The sequence below is a fragment of the Paraburkholderia sp. RL17-347-BIC-D genome (assembly GCF_046027915.1).
GTDB lineage: Bacteria > Pseudomonadota > Gammaproteobacteria > Burkholderiales > Burkholderiaceae > Paraburkholderia.
In genome coordinates, this window is the sequence record NZ_JARESS010000017.1 from 37,591 (window position 1) to 60,051 (window position 22,461).

At 62.3% G+C, this 22,461-nt stretch carries 16 protein-coding genes; 4 read left to right on the forward strand and 12 right to left on the reverse strand.

What is annotated here, in order from left to right; translation table 11 throughout:
• Nucleotides 1–193: 193 nt before the first annotated feature.
• The gene (locus tag P0D96_RS22855; RefSeq protein ID WP_408315419.1) at nt 194–1,882 is read left to right on the forward strand and encodes a glycoside hydrolase 5 family protein; all 1,689 of its coding nucleotides are present in this window, start codon (nt 194–196) and stop codon (nt 1,880–1,882) included.
• Nucleotides 1,883–1,936: 54 nt separating this feature from the next.
• On the opposite strand, the gene P0D96_RS22860 is transcribed toward P0D96_RS22855, so the two are convergent.
• Nucleotides 1,937–3,091, reverse strand: coding sequence for an acyltransferase family protein (locus tag P0D96_RS22860; RefSeq protein WP_408178808.1), 1,155 nt, complete (start codon nt 3,089–3,091; stop codon nt 1,937–1,939).
• A 313-nt stretch (nt 3,092–3,404) separates the two neighbouring features.
• Here P0D96_RS22860 and P0D96_RS22865 point away from each other — a divergent pair, with 313 nt between their 5' ends.
• Together P0D96_RS22865 and P0D96_RS22870 are read left to right on the forward strand one after the other, a co-directional pair.
• Nucleotides 3,405–4,898, forward strand: a complete 1,494-nt coding sequence (locus P0D96_RS22865) for an O-antigen ligase family protein (protein ID WP_408178809.1) — start codon at nt 3,405–3,407, stop codon at nt 4,896–4,898.
• Nucleotides 4,895–6,115, forward strand: coding sequence for a glycosyltransferase (locus P0D96_RS22870; protein WP_408315421.1), 1,221 nt, complete (start codon nt 4,895–4,897; stop codon nt 6,113–6,115). The genes P0D96_RS22865 and P0D96_RS22870 overlap by 4 nt, the downstream gene beginning before the upstream one ends.
• 93 nt (nt 6,116–6,208) lie before the next feature.
• Here P0D96_RS22870 and P0D96_RS22875 read toward each other — a convergent pair whose 3' ends face one another.
• Together P0D96_RS22875 and P0D96_RS22880 are read right to left on the reverse strand one after the other, a co-directional pair.
• The gene (locus tag P0D96_RS22875; protein WP_132375923.1) at nt 6,209–7,948 is read right to left on the reverse strand and encodes an FAD-dependent oxidoreductase; all 1,740 of its coding nucleotides are present in this window, start codon (nt 7,946–7,948) and stop codon (nt 6,209–6,211) included.
• A gap of 221 nt (nt 7,949–8,169) precedes the next feature.
• Nucleotides 8,170–8,790, reverse strand: a complete 621-nt coding sequence (locus tag P0D96_RS22880) for a DapH/DapD/GlmU-related protein (protein WP_408315424.1) — start codon at nt 8,788–8,790, stop codon at nt 8,170–8,172.
• Between the two features lie 185 nt (nt 8,791–8,975).
• Here P0D96_RS22880 and P0D96_RS22885 point away from each other — a divergent pair, with 185 nt between their 5' ends.
• Nucleotides 8,976–9,482 (forward strand): hypothetical protein, encoded by a 507-nt coding sequence (locus P0D96_RS22885; RefSeq protein ID WP_408315426.1) that lies wholly within the window; start codon nt 8,976–8,978, stop codon nt 9,480–9,482.
• A gap of 32 nt (nt 9,483–9,514) precedes the next feature.
• Here P0D96_RS22885 and P0D96_RS22890 read toward each other — a convergent pair whose 3' ends face one another.
• From P0D96_RS22890 to P0D96_RS22930, 9 genes are all read right to left on the reverse strand, one after another.
• Nucleotides 9,515–10,849: a glycosyltransferase WbuB gene (locus tag P0D96_RS22890; protein WP_408315428.1), complete on the reverse strand. Its 1,335-nt coding sequence runs from the start codon at nt 10,847–10,849 to the stop codon at nt 9,515–9,517.
• Between the two features lie 59 nt (nt 10,850–10,908).
• Nucleotides 10,909–12,051, reverse strand: a complete 1,143-nt coding sequence (locus P0D96_RS22895) for a glycosyltransferase family 4 protein (RefSeq protein WP_408315429.1) — start codon at nt 12,049–12,051, stop codon at nt 10,909–10,911.
• A gap of 94 nt (nt 12,052–12,145) precedes the next feature.
• Nucleotides 12,146–13,105, reverse strand: a complete 960-nt coding sequence (fcl, locus tag P0D96_RS22900) for a GDP-L-fucose synthase (protein ID WP_408178813.1) — start codon at nt 13,103–13,105, stop codon at nt 12,146–12,148.
• A gap of 6 nt (nt 13,106–13,111) precedes the next feature.
• Nucleotides 13,112–14,230 carry a GDP-mannose 4,6-dehydratase gene (gene gmd / locus P0D96_RS22905; RefSeq protein ID WP_132375929.1) on the reverse strand — a complete coding sequence of 373 codons (1,119 nt, stop codon included), beginning with the start codon at nt 14,228–14,230 and terminating at the stop codon, nt 13,112–13,114.
• A 75-nt stretch (nt 14,231–14,305) separates the two neighbouring features.
• Nucleotides 14,306–16,540: a polysaccharide biosynthesis tyrosine autokinase gene (locus P0D96_RS22910; RefSeq protein ID WP_132375930.1), complete on the reverse strand. Its 2,235-nt coding sequence runs from the start codon at nt 16,538–16,540 to the stop codon at nt 14,306–14,308.
• Nucleotides 16,541–16,589: 49 nt separating this feature from the next.
• Nucleotides 16,590–17,729, reverse strand: coding sequence for a polysaccharide biosynthesis/export family protein (locus tag P0D96_RS22915; protein ID WP_408315431.1), 1,140 nt, complete (start codon nt 17,727–17,729; stop codon nt 16,590–16,592).
• A 64-nt stretch (nt 17,730–17,793) separates the two neighbouring features.
• Nucleotides 17,794–19,179, reverse strand: coding sequence for an undecaprenyl-phosphate glucose phosphotransferase (locus tag P0D96_RS22920; RefSeq protein ID WP_342960127.1), 1,386 nt, complete (start codon nt 19,177–19,179; stop codon nt 17,794–17,796).
• Between the two features lie 53 nt (nt 19,180–19,232).
• Entirely contained in the window at nt 19,233–20,792 is a 1,560-nt protein-coding gene (locus P0D96_RS22925; protein WP_408315433.1) for a mannose-1-phosphate guanylyltransferase/mannose-6-phosphate isomerase, read from the reverse strand.
• Nucleotides 20,793–20,878: 86 nt separating this feature from the next.
• A complete protein-coding gene (locus P0D96_RS22930) occupies nt 20,879–21,862 on the reverse strand; it encodes a helix-turn-helix domain-containing protein (RefSeq protein WP_132376975.1) in 984 nt (327 codons plus the stop codon).
• Nucleotides 21,863–22,461 lie beyond the last annotated feature (599 nt).

The window sequence follows — 22,461 nt, forward strand, 5'->3', positions numbered from 1 at the left end:
GCAAGCGCGGCGGCGAATGCTCTGAAAGTTCGATTTCGTACTGACGAGTGGTCCGGCGCACCGTATTTTGGTTCTGCTTGCCGCTAAAGAACGCGGAGTTCCGCGTTGCCTTCAGGTGCCTGCAGACCACCTGCCTCTTGCTCATCGAACCGACTGAGCCATTTTCATAAGCGATTCAACGAGGATTGATCCGATGCCGACGATTCATCGCCGCCGCAGCCTATTCAGATCACGCATATTCGGGCGCGCTACGCTGTCTGCTCTCCTGTTGCTGGCTTTCTCAAGCGGCTCGTACGCGCAGGTGAAGCTGCAACTGGCCAACCCGGCGGGCTCGCAAGTCATGCTGACAAACGGAAAGAAGACACTCCAGTTCAAAGTCGTGCCGCCGGACCATCTGCGCGCGGCGAAAATAACGGTCGGCGTTTATTCCTATGACAGCGACGGCAAGCCGGCGCCCACTCCACTCACCTCGTACGAGAAAACCATCGGCAGCATGCAGGGTGGTAAGGCGATCGACATCGACGTGGCGATCCCGCGTGCGGGTCTATTCCGCCTCGACGCAACCGTGGAATCGGCGCATGGGGAAACGCTCGGCAAGACAACGAGCACGCTGGCTGTCGTCACGAAACGCGACGAGGTAGGGCCTTCCGACTTCGGGGTCGGCACGCACTTCGCTCAACACGTCACACCACCAGCGTCGGTGCTGTTGCCGCTCGTCAAGCAGGCTGGATTCTCGTGGATTCGGGATGACCTCTATTGGGCGGCAATCGAGAAAAAACCCGGTGTGTTCAAATTTCCCAAGAGCTACGACGACTATCTTGCCTTGTGTAAGCAGCTCGGCATTTCGCCGTTAGTCGTTCTCGGCGAGGGTAATGAGGGCGCCTATCCGACACTCTTCCCAAAGTCGAATTTCCCGCTGTCAGCCGACGCTCGCGCGCGCTTCGCGGATTACGTCGACGCGGTGGTCTCCCGCTACGGTGACGATGCTGTGACTGCTCCCTACGGCGGAATAGTTAAACATTGGGAGGTGTGGAATGAGCCGGACTTCAACAAGATCAGCTACGCCGCCTACCTTTCCCTACTATGGGAAACGTTCGGCGCCGTTAAGGATGTCAACGCCGATGCGTCGGTCATTTCCTGCGGCGGTGGCGGCTCGGGCGGCGGCCCCGGCGGCGACTGTGTTGTCGGTTTACTCAAGGAAGGAGGACTGAACGATCAGACCGGATTTAGCGTACACCCCTATATGTCGCCGAATACGCCAGAAAGGGGTTACAAAACCGAAGGCGCTCCAATCGACTCCGTGAGCATTCCGACGGTGTGGCCCTACCTGAAAAACTTCACTGCCGACCGTGTGAAAGCAGACGGCCGACCTCTGCAAGTTTGGGTGACCGAGTTCGGCTGGCCTGTGAATCCTAAAGAGCCGGGGCAGGATGAGGCCACGCAGGCGGCCAATCTGGTGCGCAGCTATTTGCTATCGCGACGCTATGGCACAGTTCGCGTCATGTTCTGGTATGACTTTGTCGACGACGGCACCGACCTCAACAACATCGAACATAATTTTGGCTTGCTGCATCACGACCTGACACCCAAACCCGCATTCGTCGCGGCGTCCGTATTGAGCAGCACGCTCGGCAAGCGTAACTGGGCAAGAGCGCTCGTCGACGAGGAGAACCTCAAGGCGTATCAATACGGAACCGATGATCCAGTTATCGTCGGCTGGACGGTCGACGGCAAGCAGCGCGTTGCATCAGTCAGCCTGCCGCCTGGAAAATATATTCTGCGCGACTGGCAAGGCGTCGACACACCGGTCACGATTACCGCGCAGAAATTCCAGTGGCGAGTGGGTCCGATTCCCCGTTACCTTGTGCCAAACCGACCGTAGTGTCAGTACACGCCAGTGCGCCGGACCGCCACGCAGAGCGGCATGCATGCACGCTCAGGATAACTGCCCACCCGCAGCAGCAGCGGGCACTTCCTCGCGCACCGAACTGCTGCGCTTTTCTGGGAACAGTGCATTGCGCATCAACAGGAACGGATACTCGATAGCACGCGTGGTCACATAGCCGATCGCAATCGCGATCGCAAACTGCGCCGTAAGCGCGACGACCCAAATGAGGCTCGGCGCAAAACCCAGCGCGGTCGCTTTACGAATCAGCATGTCGCCCGGCGCGAGCGCGAGCGAATGCCACAAGTAAATACCGTACGAATAGAGGCCGATCCACGCCACGCCGCGATAGATCCACGATTTACGCAGCGATCCGGAGTATTCGAGCACCAGCACGATCAGCGCAGCAAAGCCAAGCGCTTGAATCGTGTAGCCGATGCTTTCATCCAGTGCGAGGTTCTTGGTGGCGAAAGCGAGCCATGCGCAGAGCAGGACGACGCTGAAGATCAACAGCCACTTGCGCTTGGCGAGCTGATGGTAGACACCGGGTTTCATCCAGTAGATCGCGGAAAGAATCACGCCCACCAGCAAGCTGTCGATACGGTATTGCGTGTAAGCAAACGCCCCATCGAGATTACCGCCCGCCACTGCGAAACAACGCGCCGTGAGCACCACCGCGCAGATGCCGGTAAGCACGCTGACGATCGTCCACGCGCCGAGACGCCAACGCGCAAACACCAGCAGAAGCGCCGGCAGTACCAGATAAAAGTGTTCTTCGACCGCCAGACTCCACGTCTGCGTAATCGACGTGCCCAGATAGTTTTGCAGGTGGGTCAGGTTCTGGAACAGGAAGGTATTCCACGGGTGGCGGCCGGCCAGCACATGGAAGACGATCAGCACGTAATACGCGGGCCAGATGCGGAAAATCCGGCGGATGATAAAGCGCCGTGCATCGACCTGTCCTGTTTCGGCGTACTGTCGAAGCAGCAGACCGCCCACCAGAAAACCGCTCAACGTGAAAAACAGGTTCACGCCTTCACGGCCGAAACTCTTCAGTGGGTACTCAATAATCTGGATGAGGTAATTGCCGGTATGTACAGCATGAAAGTGAAAGCCCATCACCATGATGATCGCGATGCCGCGGACGAAGTCGAGTTCGATCGCCCGTCCGGCTTTTGTGGGTCCCGCCCCGCCGAATAACTTCATGTTGTGCTCCGGTCCCATGCAAATGCGGTCATGCAAGATTGCGGTCGTCTCTCGCGGGCCCATGTCCCTTTTTGCATCTTCGGTGTCGGCAAGCGTGCGTGCGCGCCAACTTCAAGGCATTGACCGACAACATACGCAAGTGTGCGCGCGTCTTGCAGAGCTTACGCTTTCCGCGACCGCCAGAACCCAGGCAATGGTCGACGAATGCGGTCCAGCCCACTAACAGGCGTGCAGATTCCTTCAAAATAACCCGATGCGAGACCGTCCACTGTAGACCGACGGCGAAACGACGGTGACGGGGAGGAACTCGGTAATGCGCCACCAGTATGCAACGCCCTGGATATGGTTTTTTCTGCTGCCGCTTGCGTTCGACTATAAGGCGACCGACGCGAATACGGGTCACTTCGCGCAGTTCATCTTCGTCCTGCCGGCGATCGCCGCAGGGATTGCCCTTCTTCTCATCGCGCCGCGTTTTCACGAGCGCTCGCGGCTGCGCTCGGTCGTCACTTGGAGCTTGATCCTGTGCGTGTTCGGCAGCATCGTCGCCCAACTGGTTCAGGATAACGACACCGGCAACTATTTACGAACGCTGCTGCCGTTCACTCTCTTCATGCTGGGTTACCTCGTGGCGTGCCGCCCGTGGAGCGAATTCCGCATCGCCCAGTTCGAAAAAGCCCTGTTCGTCGCCAACGTCATCAGCCTCGTGTTCACCATGGTCTACGGCATGGCGACGGGCGGCGGTCTCGACGACGTGCGCTTCCGTATCCTCTCCGTGACGCTGCTGGGTTTGCAAGGCGTATTGCTCCACGAATTCATCGTGGCAAAGCGTTTTTCGCTCTTTACCGTGTCGATCTTCGCGCTGAGCGTCGTCATCGAATTGTTGAGCGTGACCCGCAGCGTGATGGTCGGCACGGTGCTGCTGTTCCTGATCGCCATGGGACTGAGCGCGCCGTCGATCCGGCATATCTGGCGCGCAATGAGCCGCACCATGATCATCGGCGCCGTGCTCGCCGGCATGGCCGGCGTCGCGGCCCTGACTTTCCCGACCGTCGCCGAGCACTGGACGCAGCGCATTTTCTTCTCCGAGGAAACCCGCTCCGGCAAGGATCCGACCACGATCACGCGTCTCGCGGAAATGCGCGACCAGTACGATCAGGTCACCGCGCAGCCGGAGACCTTGTTGTTCGGCGAAGGTTACGGCCACTACTATCGCTACTCGCCGGTCTATCTGCCTGACCTCGCCGGCCAGATCAGCGAGAAGGACTTTTACGCGATCAACGAATGGGCCGCGGGCCACAATTTCTGGGTCTATCAGTTCTTCGCGGGCGGCCTGCTGTTCGGCATCGGCATGCCGTTGGCCACGCTCGCCGCACTGGCGATCTGCTTCTTCTCGTATCGCTACTGGCGCTCCGTCGTGCCCGACGCACCCATGCTGCCGGTGCTCGGGCGCGCCATCATGCTGTTTGCCGCGCTGCCGGCCACGTCGATCGGCGGCAATCCGCTTGGGCCGCGTTTTTCTGGCCTCATATTCGGCGTCGCGCTCGGCTTGATGATCGCCACCCACGCGCGTTTGCAGCGCGCGTTGCCGGCGCGCGCGCGGCGCTTCCGCAGGCCGCCTTACGTGCGCCCGGAAGCAATGCCGGAATTGCCCGGCCGGATCCAGCCGGGCATGGGCCGCGCGGACCTCACGTCCACGCTCGGCGTGTCGCGCACGGCCGGCTCCTCGTCCGACGCCGGCCAGTTCGGTGCGCTCGTCCCGCATACGCCGCCCAGGCATCGCTCCAACCGACCGAATATCGCCCGATGAAAATTCTCCACCTGCTTGCAAGCGTCGACCCACGCGCCGGCGGTCCCGTTGAAGGCGTCCGCCGCAGCGGCATGGCGATGCGGGAGGCCGGACACGAGATCGAAGTGGCGACTTGCGATGCCCCCAGCGACGCCTACCTTGCGGCCTTCCCCTTTCCGCTCCACGTCTTCGGCCCGACCAATGGCCGCTACAGCTTCAGCGAACGCCTCGCGCCGTGGCTTGCCGACAACGCGAAGCGCTTCGACGCGGTGATCGTCCACGGCTTGTGGCAATACCACGGCTTCGCGGCATGGAAAGCGCTGCACAAGAGCGAGGTGCCGTATTACGTGTATGTGCACGGCATGCTGGACCCGTGGTTCAAAGAGGCCTATCCGCTCAAGCATCTGAAGAAGTGGCTGTACTGGCCGTGGGCCGAATATCGCGTGTTGCGCGACGCGCGCGCCGTCATCTTCACAACCGAAGAAGAACGTACGCGGGCGCGCCAGTCGTTCTGGCTGTACCGCGCGCATGAACGGATCGTGCCGTTCGGCACGACGGTGCCGCAACTCGAAGCCGCACCGCTGCGCGAAACCTTCCTCAAATCCATACCGAGCCTGCGCGGCAAACGCATCGTGCTGTTCCTCGGCCGCGTGCATGCGAAGAAAGGTTGCGATCTGCTGATCGAGGCCTTCGCACGCGTTGCCAGCCGCGATCCGGCGCTGCATCTCGTGATCGCCGGTCCAGACGAAACCGGCTGGGCCTCGACGCTGCGCACCCAGGCGCAGGCGGCCGGCATCGCGCATCGCGTGAGCCTGCCGGGCATGCTGCAAGGCGAACTCAAGTGGGGCGCTTTTCATGCGAGCGACGTGTTCGTTCTGCCGTCGCATCAGGAAAATTTCGGCGTGGCGGTAGCGGAGGCGCTCGGCTGCGGACTGCCGGCGCTGATCTCCGACAAGGTCAACGTGTGGCGCGAAATCGAAGCGGACGGCGCGGGGCTGGTGGCCGCGGATACCGTCGACGGGACGGAAAAGAATCTCGTGCGCTGGCTCGAACTGGACGACACGGCTCGCGAGGCGATGCGCGCACAGGCGGCCCGCACATTCAATGCGCGCTTCCGTGTCGAGACCATGGTCAGCGCGCTGACTGCCCTGCTCGAGACCAAGGGCGGCCACGACGACGTGCGTGAAAACGACAACACCCTCACCACGCTGCGCGAAGCAACCCAGCAAAGCCGCTGATCACCGGCGGCATTCCACGGCCTGAAGGCCTCACACTCAAAACGAAGATGGCGCGCCTCGTGCGCGCCATCTTCGTTCGTCTTCATCAAACGCTCACTGCTCTTTCATCACCGGCGTCAAAGTCGAGGCTGCGATCGGCAACGTCTCGACTTGAGGCGGCGTCTGGAGCGACATGGTCGCACTGTTCGCGGCTTCGGTTCGCGTACTGCCTACGGCGTCCGGCACATCCAGCTGTCGCATCAAATGACCGGCGAGACGCAGCGACAACGCGGCAATCGTGATGGTCGGAAAATTGGCGCCGACAGTCGGAAACACCGAGCTGCCGCCAATGTACAGATTGCTGATCCCGTGCACCTTGCAATCACGATCGACCACGCCCTCGCGCGGTGAATCGTGCATGCGCGTGGTGCCCATGTGGTGCCACGTGCCTTCCAGCTTCACCGGCCACGTCCGGCCTTCGAGCGGCGCATCGAGCGTGACGTCGGCGACGTTCGCCATCTGCAATTCCTGCGCGAGCAACTGGAACGTTTTATCGAAAGTGCGCTGCACCTGGTCGCCCAGTCGCCACTCCACCCGCACGCGCGGCATGCCGAAGTGGTCGCGCTTGTCGGCCGACAACGTGACGCGGCTATCCGGATTGGGCTCCGCTTCGACGATGGCCTGCAGCGTCACGTCGGTGATCAGCGCGGGCCATTGCAACAGCCGCGTCAAACCGAAACCGACGGTGTGCAGCGGGTGCGCGATCATGGTCTCGATGTCGCGCTTCACGCTGCGGCCGGGCTGGTCCTTGCCCATCAGCGCTTCCTTGAAACGGATCAACGCCTCGGAACCCGCACTGCCTTCGCCGTACCATTTCGAATAGAGCCACACGCGTGAATTGAGCAGCTTCTCGCGTTCCATCCACTCCTGCTTCGGCGCGAACTGGGACGAGATCTTCGTGCCGTGCGCGGAGACCGCCACATTCTGGTAGTGATACTTGATGTCGTACAGCTTGTTGCGCGCGATGCCCGGACGAAAGCGCACCTTGCCCGACATCATCCGCGGATGGTCCATGAAGTAGCGGCCGACCAGATCGTTGGCATTGCCGAGCCCCGCAGCCTGCACGTTGTTCGACGCAAGCAGTAGGCGCGCGTTTTCGATGCCGCCCGTGGCCAGCACGAAAATCCGCGCGCTCACCGACATCGCGCGGCCGCTGATGGTGGCCACCTTCACTCTGGAAATCGTCGTGCCTTGCGCATCCGCGTCGATATTGAGCACGTTCGCATGAAGGAACACGCGCACCCGTGTCGAGCGCGACAGTTCCTCGCGATACACCTTGCCGAAGCGCACCGGCGGGCTGAACTGCGCGACGGTATCGCGCATGTCGCCGGTGGCGAGCGGCAGACGGCGCACGTCCTGACGCCCGATCTCCTGCTCCCAGTAAGCAGGGTCGAAATTCTGCGGACCGAGCTTCAGAAGTTCATGCGTGCGCGCATAGTAAGGCTCCAGTTCGTCGAGACCGAACGGCCAGCCGCTGTGCGCAATCCAGTCGCGCTTTTCGAAGTCCCAGGGATCGAGCGGACGGCACCAGCCGCCCCAGCAGTTGCTGCTGCCGCCGAAATAGCGGCTGCGCGAGCCGTCCGCGAACGTGTAGGGCAGCCCGATGTTCTCGCCGCGATAGAGGTCGCGGGTTGCGTCGTCAGGACCAAAACCACCGCTTTCGAGCATGCAGGCGTCGATACCCGCCCTCGACATTTCGAGCGCGAGCGTAATTCCCGCCACGCCTCCGCCGATGATGCAGACGGTCGTTTCAATGACCGTGTTTTGTTCAACAGTACGCGTATCGATGAACATCCGCTACTCCCCATCTGCTTCACGCATTTCCTGAGCGCGTCACGGTTCGCCAAGCGGAGCTGGCAACCAGGCCACGCAAACGTCGCGGCCGGAACTTGCATTGGTGCTGCCACGAACGCCGCTCATCCCGCAGCGCGGCAATCCCATTGTGGCAGTCGACATTCCGGCAAAACGACCTCGGCCTCCCAGCGTACAAAACGCTGTGGTTCTATGTCTGTGGTTCAGGTCACGGAATCGAACCGGTTCCTGATAAAGCGGCAAGGATTTCCGCCGTACACGCCCTCCGCTTCCAGCGAACGATGCACGACCGACAAAGGTGTCACGACCGCCGAGCGGCCGATGGTCACGCCCATTTGCACGACGCACTTCGAAGTGATCCAGACGCCGTCCTCGATGATGATCGGCGCGACGTGCAGATCCATCGTCGTGCTCATGTCGTGAGAGCCCGCGGTGAGGAACGTGCCCTGTGAAATGCACACGTTCGAGCCGATGCGAATCAGCGTCTGGTTGTAGATCCACACATCGACACCGAACCAGCAGTTGTCGCCCACCTCGAGATTCCACGGCGCCTTCACGCGCACCGGATGCACGAATCGGCAACCTGTACCGATCTTTGCGCCGAACAGTCGCAGCAACGCAACGCGCACACCTGAGAACGGCAGCAGTTTGTTGTTGATCACACAGGCTTCCAGCACGAACCAGATGAGCTCGATCAGCGCGCCGCGCTTGGCCTGATAGTTTCCTTTTCCGGCCTGCGACAGATCGATGACGCGGCCGTCTTCGCGCGCGCACTCGGCTTGCGGCATGCGCCCGACGTGTGGATCGTCGGCTACGTTACCCATCAGCTTTCTCCGAACCACGAACAGTGGTAAACATACGCAGGCATGCCAGGCAAACCTCTCACATTATGTTGCCACGCCTGGCTCGACTTCGCGCGGTGGCTGTGAGGGCAAGCGTTTTGGCGGCTACACGCGTACCGGTTGGCGCACGATAGCTTTATCCCGACAGCATTTCCCTGGGGAATGAGATGATGACCTCGCTTCGACACACCGCTACCTGGACGTTTCTCGCGATCGCATCGTGCGCGATGCCGGCGTTCGCACAGAACGCCGCACCCAATCCCGCCACGGCCGCCCGCCCTCCCGCCGCGACGGCGGCCAACGGTTACGGTCTGAACGCACAGCTTCCCGCCGACCGGCGCGCCGCGCACCGCAGCAGCGAGCAAGGCCTGCTCGGTGCCCCGAACCCATACGGCACCGCCGGCGCGCAAGGCAATACCAACGACGCCCAACGCGCCGCGCTGCTCGACTCGCAACGCATGACGGTGCTGGGCGGTGATCAGGCTGCGCAACCGGCGGTGGGCAAGGGCAAAGGCCAGCGCAAAGCGCCGGCTGCGGCCAACGGCCAGGTCCGTGTAGCCGGCCAGCCGGGACGGCCGAATGCGGCCGACGGTCTGACGCCCGAAGGCGCCGCGAGAGCCACCTATACCGACCCCTACGCCAGCAAGCAGGGTGTCTACCGTTCTCCGTGGTGAGATCGCCTTCATGACAAGGGCCGCGCGCCGGATCAATCCGGCGCGGCTTCCTCCGCAGTAGCCGGTTTTCGCCGGCGCCTCGCTGCAGCACCTGAAGGCCGCGCGCCGAAAGACGGCGCTTCGCCTTTGCCGCGTTTACCGTCCACCTCAAGCAACAGCATCGCGAGCCGTTCCTCGAAGGCGCGAATCGTCGACTCCGGCGAGAGCGCGCGCTCCGCATAATTGCGCGCCGCCTTGCCGAGTGCCGTGCGCCGTTCCGCGTCGCTCGCCAGCACCGTGATCGCCGCCGCCAGCGCTTTCACGTTGTCCGGCGGCACGACCACGCCACGCGGTGCCACGGCTTCGTAGAGCGCCGTGCCGCGACGCGCCATCGCCACGGTCGCGCGTCCGCTCGCGAACATGCCCGTGAGCTTGGACGGCATGACGAGATCCGCCGCGTCGCCGCGTTGCGGCAGCACGTGAATGTCGGCGAGGTTGAGCAGTTCGTTCAGGCGGTCCACCGGTTGCAGCGGCAAGAACACGCAATTCGTCAATCCTGAGCAGCGCGCGACCAGACTCTCTTTCGCGGCGCCGCTGCCGCAGAACACGAAGGTGAGGTCCGTGCGTGCGGCCAGCGCGACAGCCGCATCCGCAAGCGTTTCGATGCCCTGCTTCGCGCCCATGTTGCCGGAATAAAGAATCACTTTCTGCTCGGCAGGAATCCCGAGCAAACGCCGGAATTCGCTCGGCCGCGCAAGCGGAAAGATGGTCGACACGTCCACCCAATTGGGCAGGCAAACAACCCGTGACGCGTCGACGCCCTTGGTCGTCGCGCGCGCGCTCATCTGCCGCGTGATCGACGACACCGCATCGAAGCGCCGCAGCAATGCGCTTTCCACCCAGCGTGCGGTGCGGGCCGCGAACGAGCTTTTCAGCAATCCCAGATCGAATGCCGCATCGACCTCGTAGTCCTGAATATGCAGCCACGCTCGCGCGCGCGTGATGCGTGCGAGCATCAGCGAACCCGGCGCGCACATCAAGGTCGGTGCGATCAGCATGACCGCGTGGGGGCGCCACAGCACGTGCCGTACGAGCAGCGGCAGCGAGGTCGCCGCGAAGGTCGCGAGATGCAGCATCCGCTTCAGGCCGCTCGGACGCGCCGGCACCCAGAGCGGCGCGCGCCAGATCGCCACGCCGTCGCGCGTCTCGTGCTGATACCGCCACGACGCGTAGCCCTCCCCAACTCGCCACTCCGGGTAGTACGGCGGCGCGCACACCACGCGCACCTCATGTCCGCGGCTCGCCAGCAGCACGGCCATTTCCGCCGTGTACTTGCCCACTCCCGTCAGCTCAGGCGCATAGTTGATGCCGTAAATCAATATCTTCATCGTGGCTGCCAGAACAAGTTAGGGCGTGATGCGCGCGACGTGGCTGGGGGCGGAGCGACTCAGTCGCTCAACATCAGTGCGCAGCCGCGGGCGATGTTGGCAGCCGCGGAAGGCGGATCGAAACGGCGAATCACATCCATGCACCGGCGCGCGGTGCCGCCCGCGTCGGCGAAGGCCTCCATTGCCTTGAGCATGGTGCGTTGCAGGCCGGCGACATCGCCCGGTGTAAACGCATAGCCGCTCACCCCGTCGATCACCAGTTCCGGCACGCAGCCGCAACTCTCACTGACCACAGCCGGGCAACCATGCGCGAGCGCCTCGTTGACCACCAGTCCCCAAGGCTCGCTGTAACTCGGCAGCACCATGCAGGTGGCGCCGTAGTATTCCCGTGTAAGCGGCTCGTCCTGCAGACTGCCGACGAACGTCACCGCGTCGCCGAGTTCGAGCTCAGCCACCTTGACATGCAACGCTTCGCACATCGGGCCGGTGCCGACAATGCGCAGCTTGGCCGCCGGAATACGCCGCCGTAATCCGGCGAGCGCCTCGATCAGCGTGCCGATACCTTTCTCTTCGGACAAACGCCCCACGAACAGAAACACCGGCGGATTACCCGCACGAGCGGCGACCCGCTCGACCAGCGCACGTTCCGGCGAAAACGAACCCGGCATCGCCGCGGCCTGACACGGCACGAAAATCTTGTCGCGCTTCGCGCCAAGCGACAGCAGATACTCGCGGCTGCGCTCGCCGAAGCCGAAATAGCCATCGCACAGCGAGAAAAACACGCGCTTCGGAATCGACGTCAGCAGCTTTTTAGGCCGGTCACGCGCGGTCGAGTCGCAGAACACCGCACGCCGTTTGCCGGTCACGATGCACGCCGCGAGCATCGCCCAGTATTCCGGGCGGTGATAGCCCGGCAGCACGATCAAATCCGATTTGGTGCGCAAGACTTCCCACGTGAGCCGTGCGATCAGTTTCATGGTGGGCACGTCTTCGTAGCAGCCGTCGAACAGCTTTTGCATCGGATAGCGATGAAACGAGTAATCGACGTCGGAAAAGCCGACGCGGTCGTGCTCCGTATCCGCGATCTGCACCATCGAATAGCGAATCGCTCCGGAAGCCGAAATGTTATGCAAGGCGGAAAACACGACACCCTTGTGGCGCGACCACACGACGTTGTGGAAGATCGTGACTGACGCTGTCATTTTTATGCCACTCCTCGAAAAATCGACCTGCGTGCGTTGCGCGTCCTGCGCATGCACAGCGTCCCAAGCGGTCCTTTACTCCAAAGCCGCGCGCCTAGGCCTCGATGGCGGCAGCCGGTGTCGAACCAGCGTGTGATTCGACGAAGTCCCGGTACGTGGATGCGATTCCGTCCTCCAGACCGATCGTGGCCTGCCAGCCCATTTGCGCGAGGCGCGAGACGTCGAGCAGCTTGCGCGGTGTGCCGTCGGGTTTCGAGGCGTCGAATACGAGCTCGCCTTCAAAACCGACGACCTTGCAGATGCATTCGGCGAGTTCACGAATCGACAGGTCCTCGCCCACTCCGACGTTGAAGAGGCCCTCCGTCACGTTGTGTTCGAGAACGAATAGCGTGGCCGCGGCGAGATCGTCGACGTGCAGGAACTCGCGGCGCGGCGTGCCCGATCCCCACACCGTCAAAGCGGCGTCGCCATTCAGCTTCGCTTCGTGCGCCTTGCGCACCAGCGCCGGCAACACGTGACTGCTCTTCAGATCGTAGTTGTCGTTCGGGCCGTACAGATTGGTCGGCATCAACGCGACGTACTGCGTGTTGTACTCGCGGTTGTACGCTTCGCACAGTTTGAGGCCGGCGATCTTCGCGATCGCGTAGGCGTCGTTGGTCGGCTCCAGCGGCGAGGTCAGCAGGTACTCCTCCCGGATCGGCTGCGGACATTGCTTCGGATAGATGCACGACGAACCGAAGAACACTAGCCGTTCGACTTTGGCGCGGTACGCGGCATGGATCACGTTGGTTTCGATCACCAGGTTTTCATAGATGAACTCGCCCGGCTGCGTCGCGTTCGCGAGAATACCGCCCACGCGCGCGGCCGCGAGCAGCACCACGTCGATCTTTTCGCTTTCGAAGAAGCGATTCACGGCCGCCTGATCCGTGAGGTCGAGCTCCTTGCGCGAGCGGGTGATCACGTTCTGATACCCCTCGGCGGCGAGACGCCTGACCAGCGCGGAGCCGACCATGCCGCGGTGGCCCGCGACGAAGATGCGTGCTTGTTTGTTCATCGCAAGTTACTCGTGATGTTCCAGCGCCGTGAATCCGGCCAGCGTGACGAGCGCGTCACGTCGTGCAATCTGATAATCCGAGCGCACCATTTCCTTGACGAGCGACTCGAACGAGGTGGTCGGCCGCCAGCCGAGCTTCGCATGCGCCTTCGACGGATCACCGAGCAGCGTCTCGACCTCGGCGGGCCGGAAGTAGCGCGGATCGACACGCACGATCACGTCGCCCGGCGACATCCTGATCTCGCGCCCTTCCACCTTCTCGACGATGCCGACTTCATCCACGCCGGTGCCTTCGAAACGCACGGTGACGCCCAGTTCAGCGGCAGCGTGCTGCACGAACTGACGCACGCTGTACTGCACGCCGGTGGCGATCACATAATCCTCCGGCTGTTCCTGCTGGAGCATGCGCCATTGCATTTCCACATAGTCGCGCGCATGGCCCCAATCGCGCAGCGCCGACAGATTGCCGAGATACAAGGTCTTCTGCATGCCCACCGCGATACGCGCAACGGCGCGCGTAATCTTGCGCGTCACGAAGGTCTCGCCGCGCACCGGCGATTCGTGGTTGAACAGAATCCCGTTGCAGGCATAGAGGCCGTAAGCCTCGCGATAATTGACCGTGGTCCAGTACGCGAACAGCTTGGCGACGGCATACGGGCTGCGCGGATAGAACGGCGTAGTCTCCGACTGCGGCACCTGTTGCACGAGGCCGTACAGCTCCGAGGTCGAAGCCTGATAGAAGCGCGTCTTCTCCTGCAAGCCGAGAATCCGGATCGCTTCGAGAATCCGCAAGGCGCCGAGGCCGTCCGCATTGGCCGTGTATTCCGGCTCCTCGAACGACACCGCGACGTGGCTCTGCGCGGCGAGGTTGTAGATCTCGTCCGGCTCGACGCGCTGGATCACGCGCAGAATGCTGGTCGAGTCGGTCAGATCCGCGTGGTGCAGAAAGAGGCGCTGGTCCGGATCGTGAGGATCGCGATAAAGGTGATCGATCCGGTCTGTGTTGAACAGGGATGACCTGCGTTTGATGCCGTGTACGTCGTAGTCTTTGGCGAGCAGCAGCTCCGCCAGATACGACCCGTCCTGTCCAGTGATGCCGGTGATCAGCGCGACCTTACGTTTCATGGAGCCTTCTCCTCGTTAACTTTTGCAATCCGAGTGCCACAAACTTTGCTGCACGGCCGGCAGTCGGCCGCTCTCTCAGCCGGCAATGCTGTCGTAGCCGTAGTAGCCGCCCTGATAGCCCGAGCCGAGGAACGCGCCTTCCTGCGGCACATCCGTCAGCAGCACGCCTCTGAGCCCCACGCCGCCATTGCGCAGCCGCTTGGCCGTCTCCATGACCTCGTTGAGCGGATGGCGGCCGTGGCGCACCACCAGCAGCGTCGTGCCCGCGTACTTGCCGATCACCGTCGAGTCGGTCACCGCCAGAACCGGCGGCGTGTCGACGATCACGAGGTCGTAGTGCGACTTCAGTTCTTCGAGCATCGTTTCGAAGCGCTTGCTCATCAGCAGTTCCGCCGGATGCGAGGGCAGCGTGCCCTTGGCGAGCACGTCGAGACCCGGCAACACGTCGCGCTGGATCATCGAGCTCAGATCGCCGCCGCTCAGCACGTCGGACAGACCCGGCTGATGCGCGACACCGAAATGCGAATGCACGTCACCGCGCCGCATATCGCCGTCGATGATCAGCACGCGCTTGTTCGCCGACGCCACCAGCGCCGCCAGATTCACCGACAGGAACGACTTGCCGGAATCGGGCCGCGAGCCGGTGATCATCACCACGTTGTTCTCGGCGTGATCGAGCGAGAGCTGCAACGAGGTGCGCAGATTGCGCACGCCTTCCACGGCGATGTCTTCCGGCGCCTGCTGCGCCAGCACATGCAGCCCGCGACGGCGCAGCATGACGTTTTCCTGCAGCTTCAACTGGGTCTGGCTGCGCGGCACGACCGCGAACACCGGCACGCCGAGCATGCCTTCGAGTTCATCCGGACGTTCCACGCCGCCGTACATGGCGCGCTTGAAGAAGGTCAGCAGAATGCCGAGCACGAGGCCGCCGCCGAGCGCGATCAGGATCGCGATCACGCGCTTCGGACGCACCGGTTCATCAGGTGCTTCGGCGAAGTCGACCACGCGCACGTTGCCCACTTGTCCCGCTTTCGCCACGCGCAGTTGCTGCGCGCTATTCAGCAGATTCGTGTACAGCTCCGTGTCGACGTGCACGTCGCGCAGCAGCCGCAATGCGGTTTGCTCCGTATCCGGCATCACCGCCACGCTGCGATTCATGTTGGCTGCCGCGCCTTGCAACGCGGCGATCTGCGCGTCGAGCGAGGCCACCGCCGGGTGATTCGCCGTGAAGCGTTGCGACATCTCCGCGCGTTGCTGCTGCAGATCCATCAGCTTGGTCTTGTTATCGACGATCTGTTGCAGCAGCAGGCGGCTTTCTTCGCCCAGATCGACCGTGCCGTGCGTGTTGCGGAACTTGTTGTAGCGTTGCTCGGCGTCGTCGAGTTCCTTGCGCAAGCCCGGCAGTTGTTGATCGAGAAAGGCCAGCATGTGCTCGGCCTCGGTCGACCGGCTCTCCACATCCTGACGCACGAACTCGCGCGCCATGCTGTTGACGATCGCGGCCGTCAGGCCGGCGTCGCCGCCTTCAAGGCTCGCGCGGATCACGCCGGATTGCAGCGTGGTTTCCTGCACCAACAAAGCCTTTTGCAAACGGTCCACGGTGCTCAGCGTCGACGCGCGCTGCAATTCGAAACGCGAGCCGGCGGCGCCGACCAGCTTGTCGACGCGCAACGTGATCGGGCCGTCGGCGGTATCCGTTTCCACGGTTTCGCCGACTTTCCCCGACAGAATCGCAATACCGTTCTTGTCCCGCAGCACGTACGACCCGTCATTGCCGGAAATCAGCGTGAAAGTCGCGTCGTACATTTCCTTCGAGGTGTCGAACCGCGACACCGAAATGCTCTCGTCACCCCATGCATAGCCCGACAGGTTGATGAACTGCGGCAACTTGAAGCCCCATTGCCCGTTCACCAACCCCGCAATCATTCCGCCGATGAGCGGAAAATAGCGCGGCGTAGCCGTGATATCGAGGTGCAGTTTCTTGACGGTTTCTTCCGTGACGAGCCGCGACTTCAGCAACTCGATCTCGGCCGCCGTCGAAGGCTTGGTGTCGAACATGCCGGTGAGCGGCGGCAAGGAATCCTTGCCGTTCGCATTGGCATTCGCCGTCTTGTCCTCGACGTGAAACAGCACATCCGCGCGGTACGTCGGCGGCGCGAGGAAAGCGTACGCGCACCCCAGCGCGAGCGCGATCAGCGTCACCATCACGATCGTGCGCCAACCTCGCACGATCGTCCGCAGATAGTCCGACAAGTGAAGCTCGTCCGGACCGGACACGTCGGTGTAACGGTTTTCAAAGTTGATTGCCATTTTCTTCACCCAACAAAGCCCGGCGGTTCAAGATCACGTTGTACGGTTACTATTTCGCGAGGACGGCGCCCGTCACAGCCGCATTGATCGCCGGCAGCAGCAGGTTCAACACACGGTTGAAGCGGACCAGCCCGCCTTGACCGACATACACCACGTCCTTCGGCTGCAGTTCGAACTGATTGGCGAGCACCATCGACACCGGCGAGGTCGCGTCGAGGTGGTACACCTCAGGCGCTTCGCTCGTCGAGTTGCGGATCACGAACAGTTGCCGGGCCGCGGCCGTGTTCGAGTCGAAGCTGCCGCTGTCGGAGATCGCCTGCGAAAGCGTCAACGAGCCGTTGCGCATCGGCAGGATGGTCGCCGGCTTGTTGACCTCGCCCATCACGTAGACACCGCTGTCTTCGCGCGACGCCACCCGCAGCATGTCGCCCGGTTGCAGATAGATGTCCGACGGATTTTTGCCACGCTTGATCAGATCGTCGAGATTGAGCTGATACGGGACGCCATTGCGGATCAACACCACGCGGCTGCGATCCGCATTCGCGCTGAGGCCGCCGCTCAAGCTGATCGCGGTCGTCAGCGACATCGGAATGTCGTTGACAGCCTGAGAGCCAGGCGTGCGCACTTCACCGTCGACGTAAACCTGCTGCGCGCGGAACGAGGCCACCCGCACCGTCACTTCCGGCTTCTGGTACACCTTGCTCAGACGCTTCGCCAGGTCCTTCTGGATCGAGGCGACGTCCCTGCCCGCCACATGCACGGTGCCTGCGTACGGAAACTGCACATCGCCGTTTTCGTCGATCAGGAAGCCAGGTGCGGCATCCGTCGTCTTCGTGTTCTGTGCCGGCTGACCGAGTGCGGCAGCTAGTTCCGGGTGATCCCATACGACGATCTGCAGCACGTCGCCGGGGCCGACCTTGTAAACGGCCGGCTTGCCGAACAACGCGACCGTTGCCGGCGGCAGCGCCGAGCTCGTCTGAGCCTGGTTCATCTTGCGCAGCAGCGCGAGGTTGATATCGGTAATCGGGATCTGCTGTTGCGATGCCGCTTCAGTACTGTAATCACCACCCGTGTCCTGAATTGCGGCAGGCGTGACCATCCGCTGACCCGGAGCGATGCCGCATCCGGAAATCAACGTTGCAGTAGCGAAAACCAGGAGACTTCCCGTGCGTAGACCAAGCGAGCTCATGATGTTTCCTCCTTGTGCCACGGCGTTTTTCCTCAAAGTAGAAAGCGCGTAGCGTTTTTAACAACTAATAAGCGTTTCGATGCACCAGTCCGGCGACTATCGTCGCGCCGATAATCCGCATGTCGAGTGCGAACGACCAATGGCCCAGGTAATACAGGTCATGTTCGACACGACGTTCCATCTTTTCGATGCGGTCGGTTTCGCCACGAAAACCGTTGATCTGTGCCCACCCCGTAATCCCCGGTTTTATGCGGTAGCGATTGATATAGCCCGCGACCACTTTCTGATAGAGGTCGTCGTGCTCGAGTGCATGGGGACGCGGTCCTACGACCGACATGTCGCCACGCAACACGTTGTAGAATTGCGGCAGTTCGTCGAGGCTCGTGCGGCGCAGGAAAGCGCCCACTTTGGTCACGCGCGGATCGTTGCGCGTGGCCTGCCTGACGGTGCCTTTTGGCTCGATATGCAAACGCATCGAGCGAAACTTGTAAATCGTGAATACGTGACCGTCTGCGCCTTTGCGTTTCTGCTTGAACAGAACCGGACCGCGCGACGACAGCTTCACCGCGATCGCAATGGCGAGCATGACCGGTGCAAGAGCGATCAGCGCGGTCAACGCGAACAGACGGTCGAAAATTTCCTTCTTCAGCATCGAACTGGCGGACAGCGGCGAAGCCACGAGATTGATCGCCGGCACGCCGAGCAGATCGATCACGCCGCTGCCCTCGAAGAGCGCGAGGCTGCGCACGTCCGGCATGAAACGGATGTTCACCAGATCGTCGCGGAATTCGCCGACCAGCGAACAGATCAACGGCTCTTCGGAAAGCGACAGCATCAGCCACAGTTCGTGCACGTCGTTGGTCCGCATGTAGCCGGCCAAAGCATCGACGGTATCGAACACCGGCACGCCCGGGCTCGCGACCGACGACACGTCCGGACGCGCGTTGTACACGGCCGTGGCGCGAAAACCGGTGGTCGGCGCGGCGTTGATCCGGCGAATGATCGCGTCGCACTGCGAGCCGCTGCCGACAATGGCGACCTGGTGCAGATTCATCCCGGCGCTGCGCGCGCTCGCCAGCACGGCGTGCGTCATCAGCCGGTACGCGATCAGCAGGCCGCCGGTCACCGCCGTCCAGTACGAGAACCACAGCCGCGACACGAAGTCGATCCGATGCAGCGAATACATCAACACGAGCGCGCTGCCCTGCACCATCAGCCACGCGAGCGACACCTGGCCGGCCAGCACCAGCTTGGAGCGGCCGCGCCATGATTCGTAGACGCCGAACGCCGGAAAGATGGCCAGCGCGAAGGCCGCGGAAAACATCACGAGCGCCCAATAGAACCCGGATTGAGCGAGGTAATCAAAGCGGATTTGCGACGCCACCGCCGCTCCCGCCAACACCAATGCAACATCGAAAACCCGCGCGAGCAAATCCTGAAACTTGCGCATTTTGGTCACCTCGTTCTTGCCGTTCTTGTCCGCAGTTGAGTCCGGCGTGCTGTTTAGGAGCAGCGGCCGTAGTTGTCGTTAAACCTCACAATGTCGTCTTCACCGAGATAGGTGCCTGACTGGATTTCAATGATTTCGAGCGGCACCTTGCCCGGGTTTTCGAGCCGGTGGCGGGTGCCGAGCGGAATGTAAGTCGATTCGTTTTCACTCAACAGAAACTGCTCTTCACCGCGAGTGACGAGCGCCGTGCCGCGCACGACGACCCAGTGTTCCGCGCGGTGGTGATGCAATTGCAACGACAGTTGCGCGCCCGGCGTCACGACGATCCGCTTGACCTGGAAACGCTCGCCATGGTCGATCGAATCGTAGAAACCCCACGGGCGGCGCACCTTGCGATGCGCGTCGGCCTCCGGCGCGTGCTGCGCCTTGATGCGCGACACCAGACCCTTCACGTCCTGCACGTGCGAGCGGTCGACCACCAGCACCGCGTCGGCGGTTTCGACCACCACGACATTGGTGGTGCCGACGCAGGCGACCAGCCGCCCTTCCGAATGCGCGTAGCTCGATACCGCGCCTTCGAACGTCACCCGGCCGCGTCCTGCGTTACCGTTGGCGTCCTTCTCCATCGCGGCCCAGACGGCGTCCCAGGAACCCAGGTCCGACCAGCCGGCATCCAGTCCGACCACCACGCCGGCGGGCGTCGCCGGCGCGCTCGCGGCCGCGCCATCCGTCGTTTGCGGCTCGGCCGTCTCGGTCAGGCGCTCCATCACCGCGTAGTCGATCGAATTCGCCGGCGTACTGAGGAACGCGTCGACCAACGGCCGGAAATACGCACCGTCGACACGGCCACCGGTGAATGCGCGTTCGCAAGCCGCGTGCATTTCCGGTTGCAGACGCTTCAACGTATCGAGCCACACGCTGGCGCGGACGATGAAGATGCCGCTGTTCCACCAGTACATGCCCGCCGCGACGTACTTCGCCGCGAGTTCTTCCGCGGGCTTTTCGACGAAACCGTCGATCGCATGGCCGCCGCCCGCCAGCTCGGCACCGATGCGGATATAACCGAAGCCCGTGTCGGGGCGCGTGGGCGGCACACCCAGCGTCGCGATCGAGCCCTCATCCGCATAGCGTGCCGCGAGTTCCAGCGCGGCCTGCAAGGCGGGCACGTCGGCGATCGAATGATCCGCGGGCATCACGACGAGAATCGCGTCGCTACCGTCCGCGCACGCCAGCGACGCCGCCAGCGTCAGCGCAGGCGCCGTATCGCGTCGCGCCGGCTCGACAATAAGACGAGCGTCGACGCCATTTTCATGAAGTTGTTCTGCGATCACGAAGCGATGTTCTTCGCCGCATACGATGATCGGCGATGCGTCCACGCTCCAGCCGGCCGGAAAGCCTTCCATGCGCCGCGCGGTGGCTTGCAGCAGCGAGTCGGAACCGACTACGTCGATCAGTTGCTTCGGATAGTTTTCCCGCGACACCGGCCACAGGCGCGTGCCCGAACCGCCCGCCAGGATCACCGGGACGATGCGCGCGCAACGCGCGCCTGCCGTCGCGCCATCCGCACCGGTCGGGGCGACCGACGCGGTGCCTACAGCTCCCTGATTCGACATATTCGCATTCCTTATAATTTCCAAAGATCGACGGAAGTACGGACCGGATGCCGTGTTGCCACGGCGATCCGGCTGGCCCCGTCGCGCTATTCGCCGACTAGTCGGCGACTTTGAATCCGAAATTCGGTCGGCGAAATTCTCATCCGCTTGCGAAACACTTTCGCGAGGCGGTCGCCGTTACCCATACCCGTGCGCCGGGCAATCTTGTCGACCGGCAATTCCGATTCGGTCAACAGGCTGCAAGTCACCGCAAGGCGCTCGTGCAACAGAAAACTCGAGGGCGTAATGCCCATTTCCATCTTGAAGCGGCGCAGAAAGTTGCGCTCGCTCATCGCGGCGAACTGCGCCGCGTCGGCGATCGAAATCGCCTGCTGGCAGTTCTCTTGCAGCCAGCGAGCTGCCGCGCGCACCTTGTCGCCGGGACTCAGGCCACCGTCTTCGCCGAGCAGCGGCGCGAGATTCGAGCACGAGTCCGCCAGTAGGCGCTCGGCAACCGTACGCGCCGTGGCGCCGCCGAGATCGCGCTTGATCATGGCGAGCGCGCTTCGCATCGATTCGAGGCGATCGCCCGCATCGGCCGTCTGTTCCGGCTGGCGCGCCGACACCGGCTGCGCCTGTGAGTCGCCACCTTCCTTGCTGTCGGGCACATACGCCGCCTCGAGCAGCGCGCGGCCTTCCGCGATCGGCCGGATCATGCCGGTGTTGCGGCGCACACGGCGCAGCCACGCGATCAGGCGTTCATCGCCAGCGGCGGCGAATGCGCCTTTGCCGCCCGCCACATACAATGCGTCGAAACCACCGTAATGCCGCGCGTCGAGCCCGTCTGTCCAGACCCGCAGCGCGGACGACGAAGTCACCATGCCGCCATCGGCCGACAGGAAGGACACGTCGTATAACCAGCCACCCGAGCCAGACGAAGCCATTTCGTTCGCTGCCTGGAACACCTCGGCAACGACCCCGGCTCCCTGCAGCGAGCAGTCGTTGAACATCAGTATCGCGATGCGACGCATACCCTTGTTTGGAGCGTGCACCCAGCGCAGCATTGCGGACTCGAGACTCGCGCAGGTCATAGTCATCCTCTCACCAGAAAACGGATCTACTTTTCACCTTGGACGGCCGCAGAGAGGCCGGCCTCTGTGCAGCGCATCATAGTCACCGCCACTCAAGCATTTAGCCGCCATGACCGAAAGCGCAGACATGTTGGCGTATGGACAGGGTGACCAACCAGGGATTTTCGGAACACCCCCACTACCGCCGTCTTTTCAACGAATTAATTGCCGATTCCACATAGGAATGAATTGGCATTCTGCGAATGTTAATGCAAATAAAAGCGCCATTTCGTACGCCACCGCACACACCACGACTACTCGAAAACGGCGCAGTTACAATTTGATCCATCCATCGCCATGCCGATTTGAAGTGACTTTTTCCCATCGGGACGTCAGAATGAGCGCAACCTGCTTCGCTATTCCAGCGCCCGCCGCGCCCCTTGCCTGCTTGGGTTTCTTCTGACGATATATCCGCGGGGATGGCAATAAGTAAAACGAACATCCAATATAAGCACTTGAGAGTGCGACAAAATTATTTAGTTGGTTGTTATTGGATCTCACGGATATAAACGTGACGATTAATGTTTCAAACGTGAAACACGGGAATAAGACCACTTTAG

Excerpts from the sequence above, each read along its gene's own strand:
- P0D96_RS22855 (WP_408315419.1), top strand. The coding sequence starts at position 194 with ATGCCGACGATTCATCGCCGCCGCAGCCTATTCAGATCACGCATATTC.
- P0D96_RS22860 (WP_408178808.1), bottom strand. The coding sequence starts at position 3,091 with ATGAAGTTATTCGGCGGGGCGGGACCCACAAAAGCCGGACGGGCGATC.
- P0D96_RS22865 (WP_408178809.1), top strand. The coding sequence starts at position 3,405 with ATGCGCCACCAGTATGCAACGCCCTGGATATGGTTTTTTCTGCTGCCG.
- P0D96_RS22870 (WP_408315421.1), top strand. The coding sequence starts at position 4,895 with ATGAAAATTCTCCACCTGCTTGCAAGCGTCGACCCACGCGCCGGCGGT.
- P0D96_RS22875 (WP_132375923.1), bottom strand. The coding sequence starts at position 7,948 with ATGTTCATCGATACGCGTACTGTTGAACAAAACACGGTCATTGAAACG.
- P0D96_RS22880 (WP_408315424.1), bottom strand. The coding sequence starts at position 8,790 with ATGGGTAACGTAGCCGACGATCCACACGTCGGGCGCATGCCGCAAGCC.
- P0D96_RS22885 (WP_408315426.1), top strand. The coding sequence starts at position 8,976 with ATGATGACCTCGCTTCGACACACCGCTACCTGGACGTTTCTCGCGATC.
- P0D96_RS22890 (WP_408315428.1), bottom strand. The coding sequence starts at position 10,849 with ATGAAGATATTGATTTACGGCATCAACTATGCGCCTGAGCTGACGGGA.
- P0D96_RS22895 (WP_408315429.1), bottom strand. The coding sequence starts at position 12,051 with ATGACAGCGTCAGTCACGATCTTCCACAACGTCGTGTGGTCGCGCCAC.
- fcl (WP_408178813.1), bottom strand. The coding sequence starts at position 13,105 with ATGAACAAACAAGCACGCATCTTCGTCGCGGGCCACCGCGGCATGGTC.
- gmd (WP_132375929.1), bottom strand. The coding sequence starts at position 14,230 with ATGAAACGTAAGGTCGCGCTGATCACCGGCATCACTGGACAGGACGGG.
- P0D96_RS22910 (WP_132375930.1), bottom strand. The coding sequence starts at position 16,540 with ATGGCAATCAACTTTGAAAACCGTTACACCGACGTGTCCGGTCCGGAC.
- P0D96_RS22915 (WP_408315431.1), bottom strand. The coding sequence starts at position 17,729 with ATGAGCTCGCTTGGTCTACGCACGGGAAGTCTCCTGGTTTTCGCTACT.
- P0D96_RS22920 (WP_342960127.1), bottom strand. The coding sequence starts at position 19,179 with ATGCGCAAGTTTCAGGATTTGCTCGCGCGGGTTTTCGATGTTGCATTG.
- P0D96_RS22925 (WP_408315433.1), bottom strand. The coding sequence starts at position 20,792 with ATGTCGAATCAGGGAGCTGTAGGCACCGCGTCGGTCGCCCCGACCGGT.
- P0D96_RS22930 (WP_132376975.1), bottom strand. The coding sequence starts at position 21,862 with ATGACCTGCGCGAGTCTCGAGTCCGCAATGCTGCGCTGGGTGCACGCT.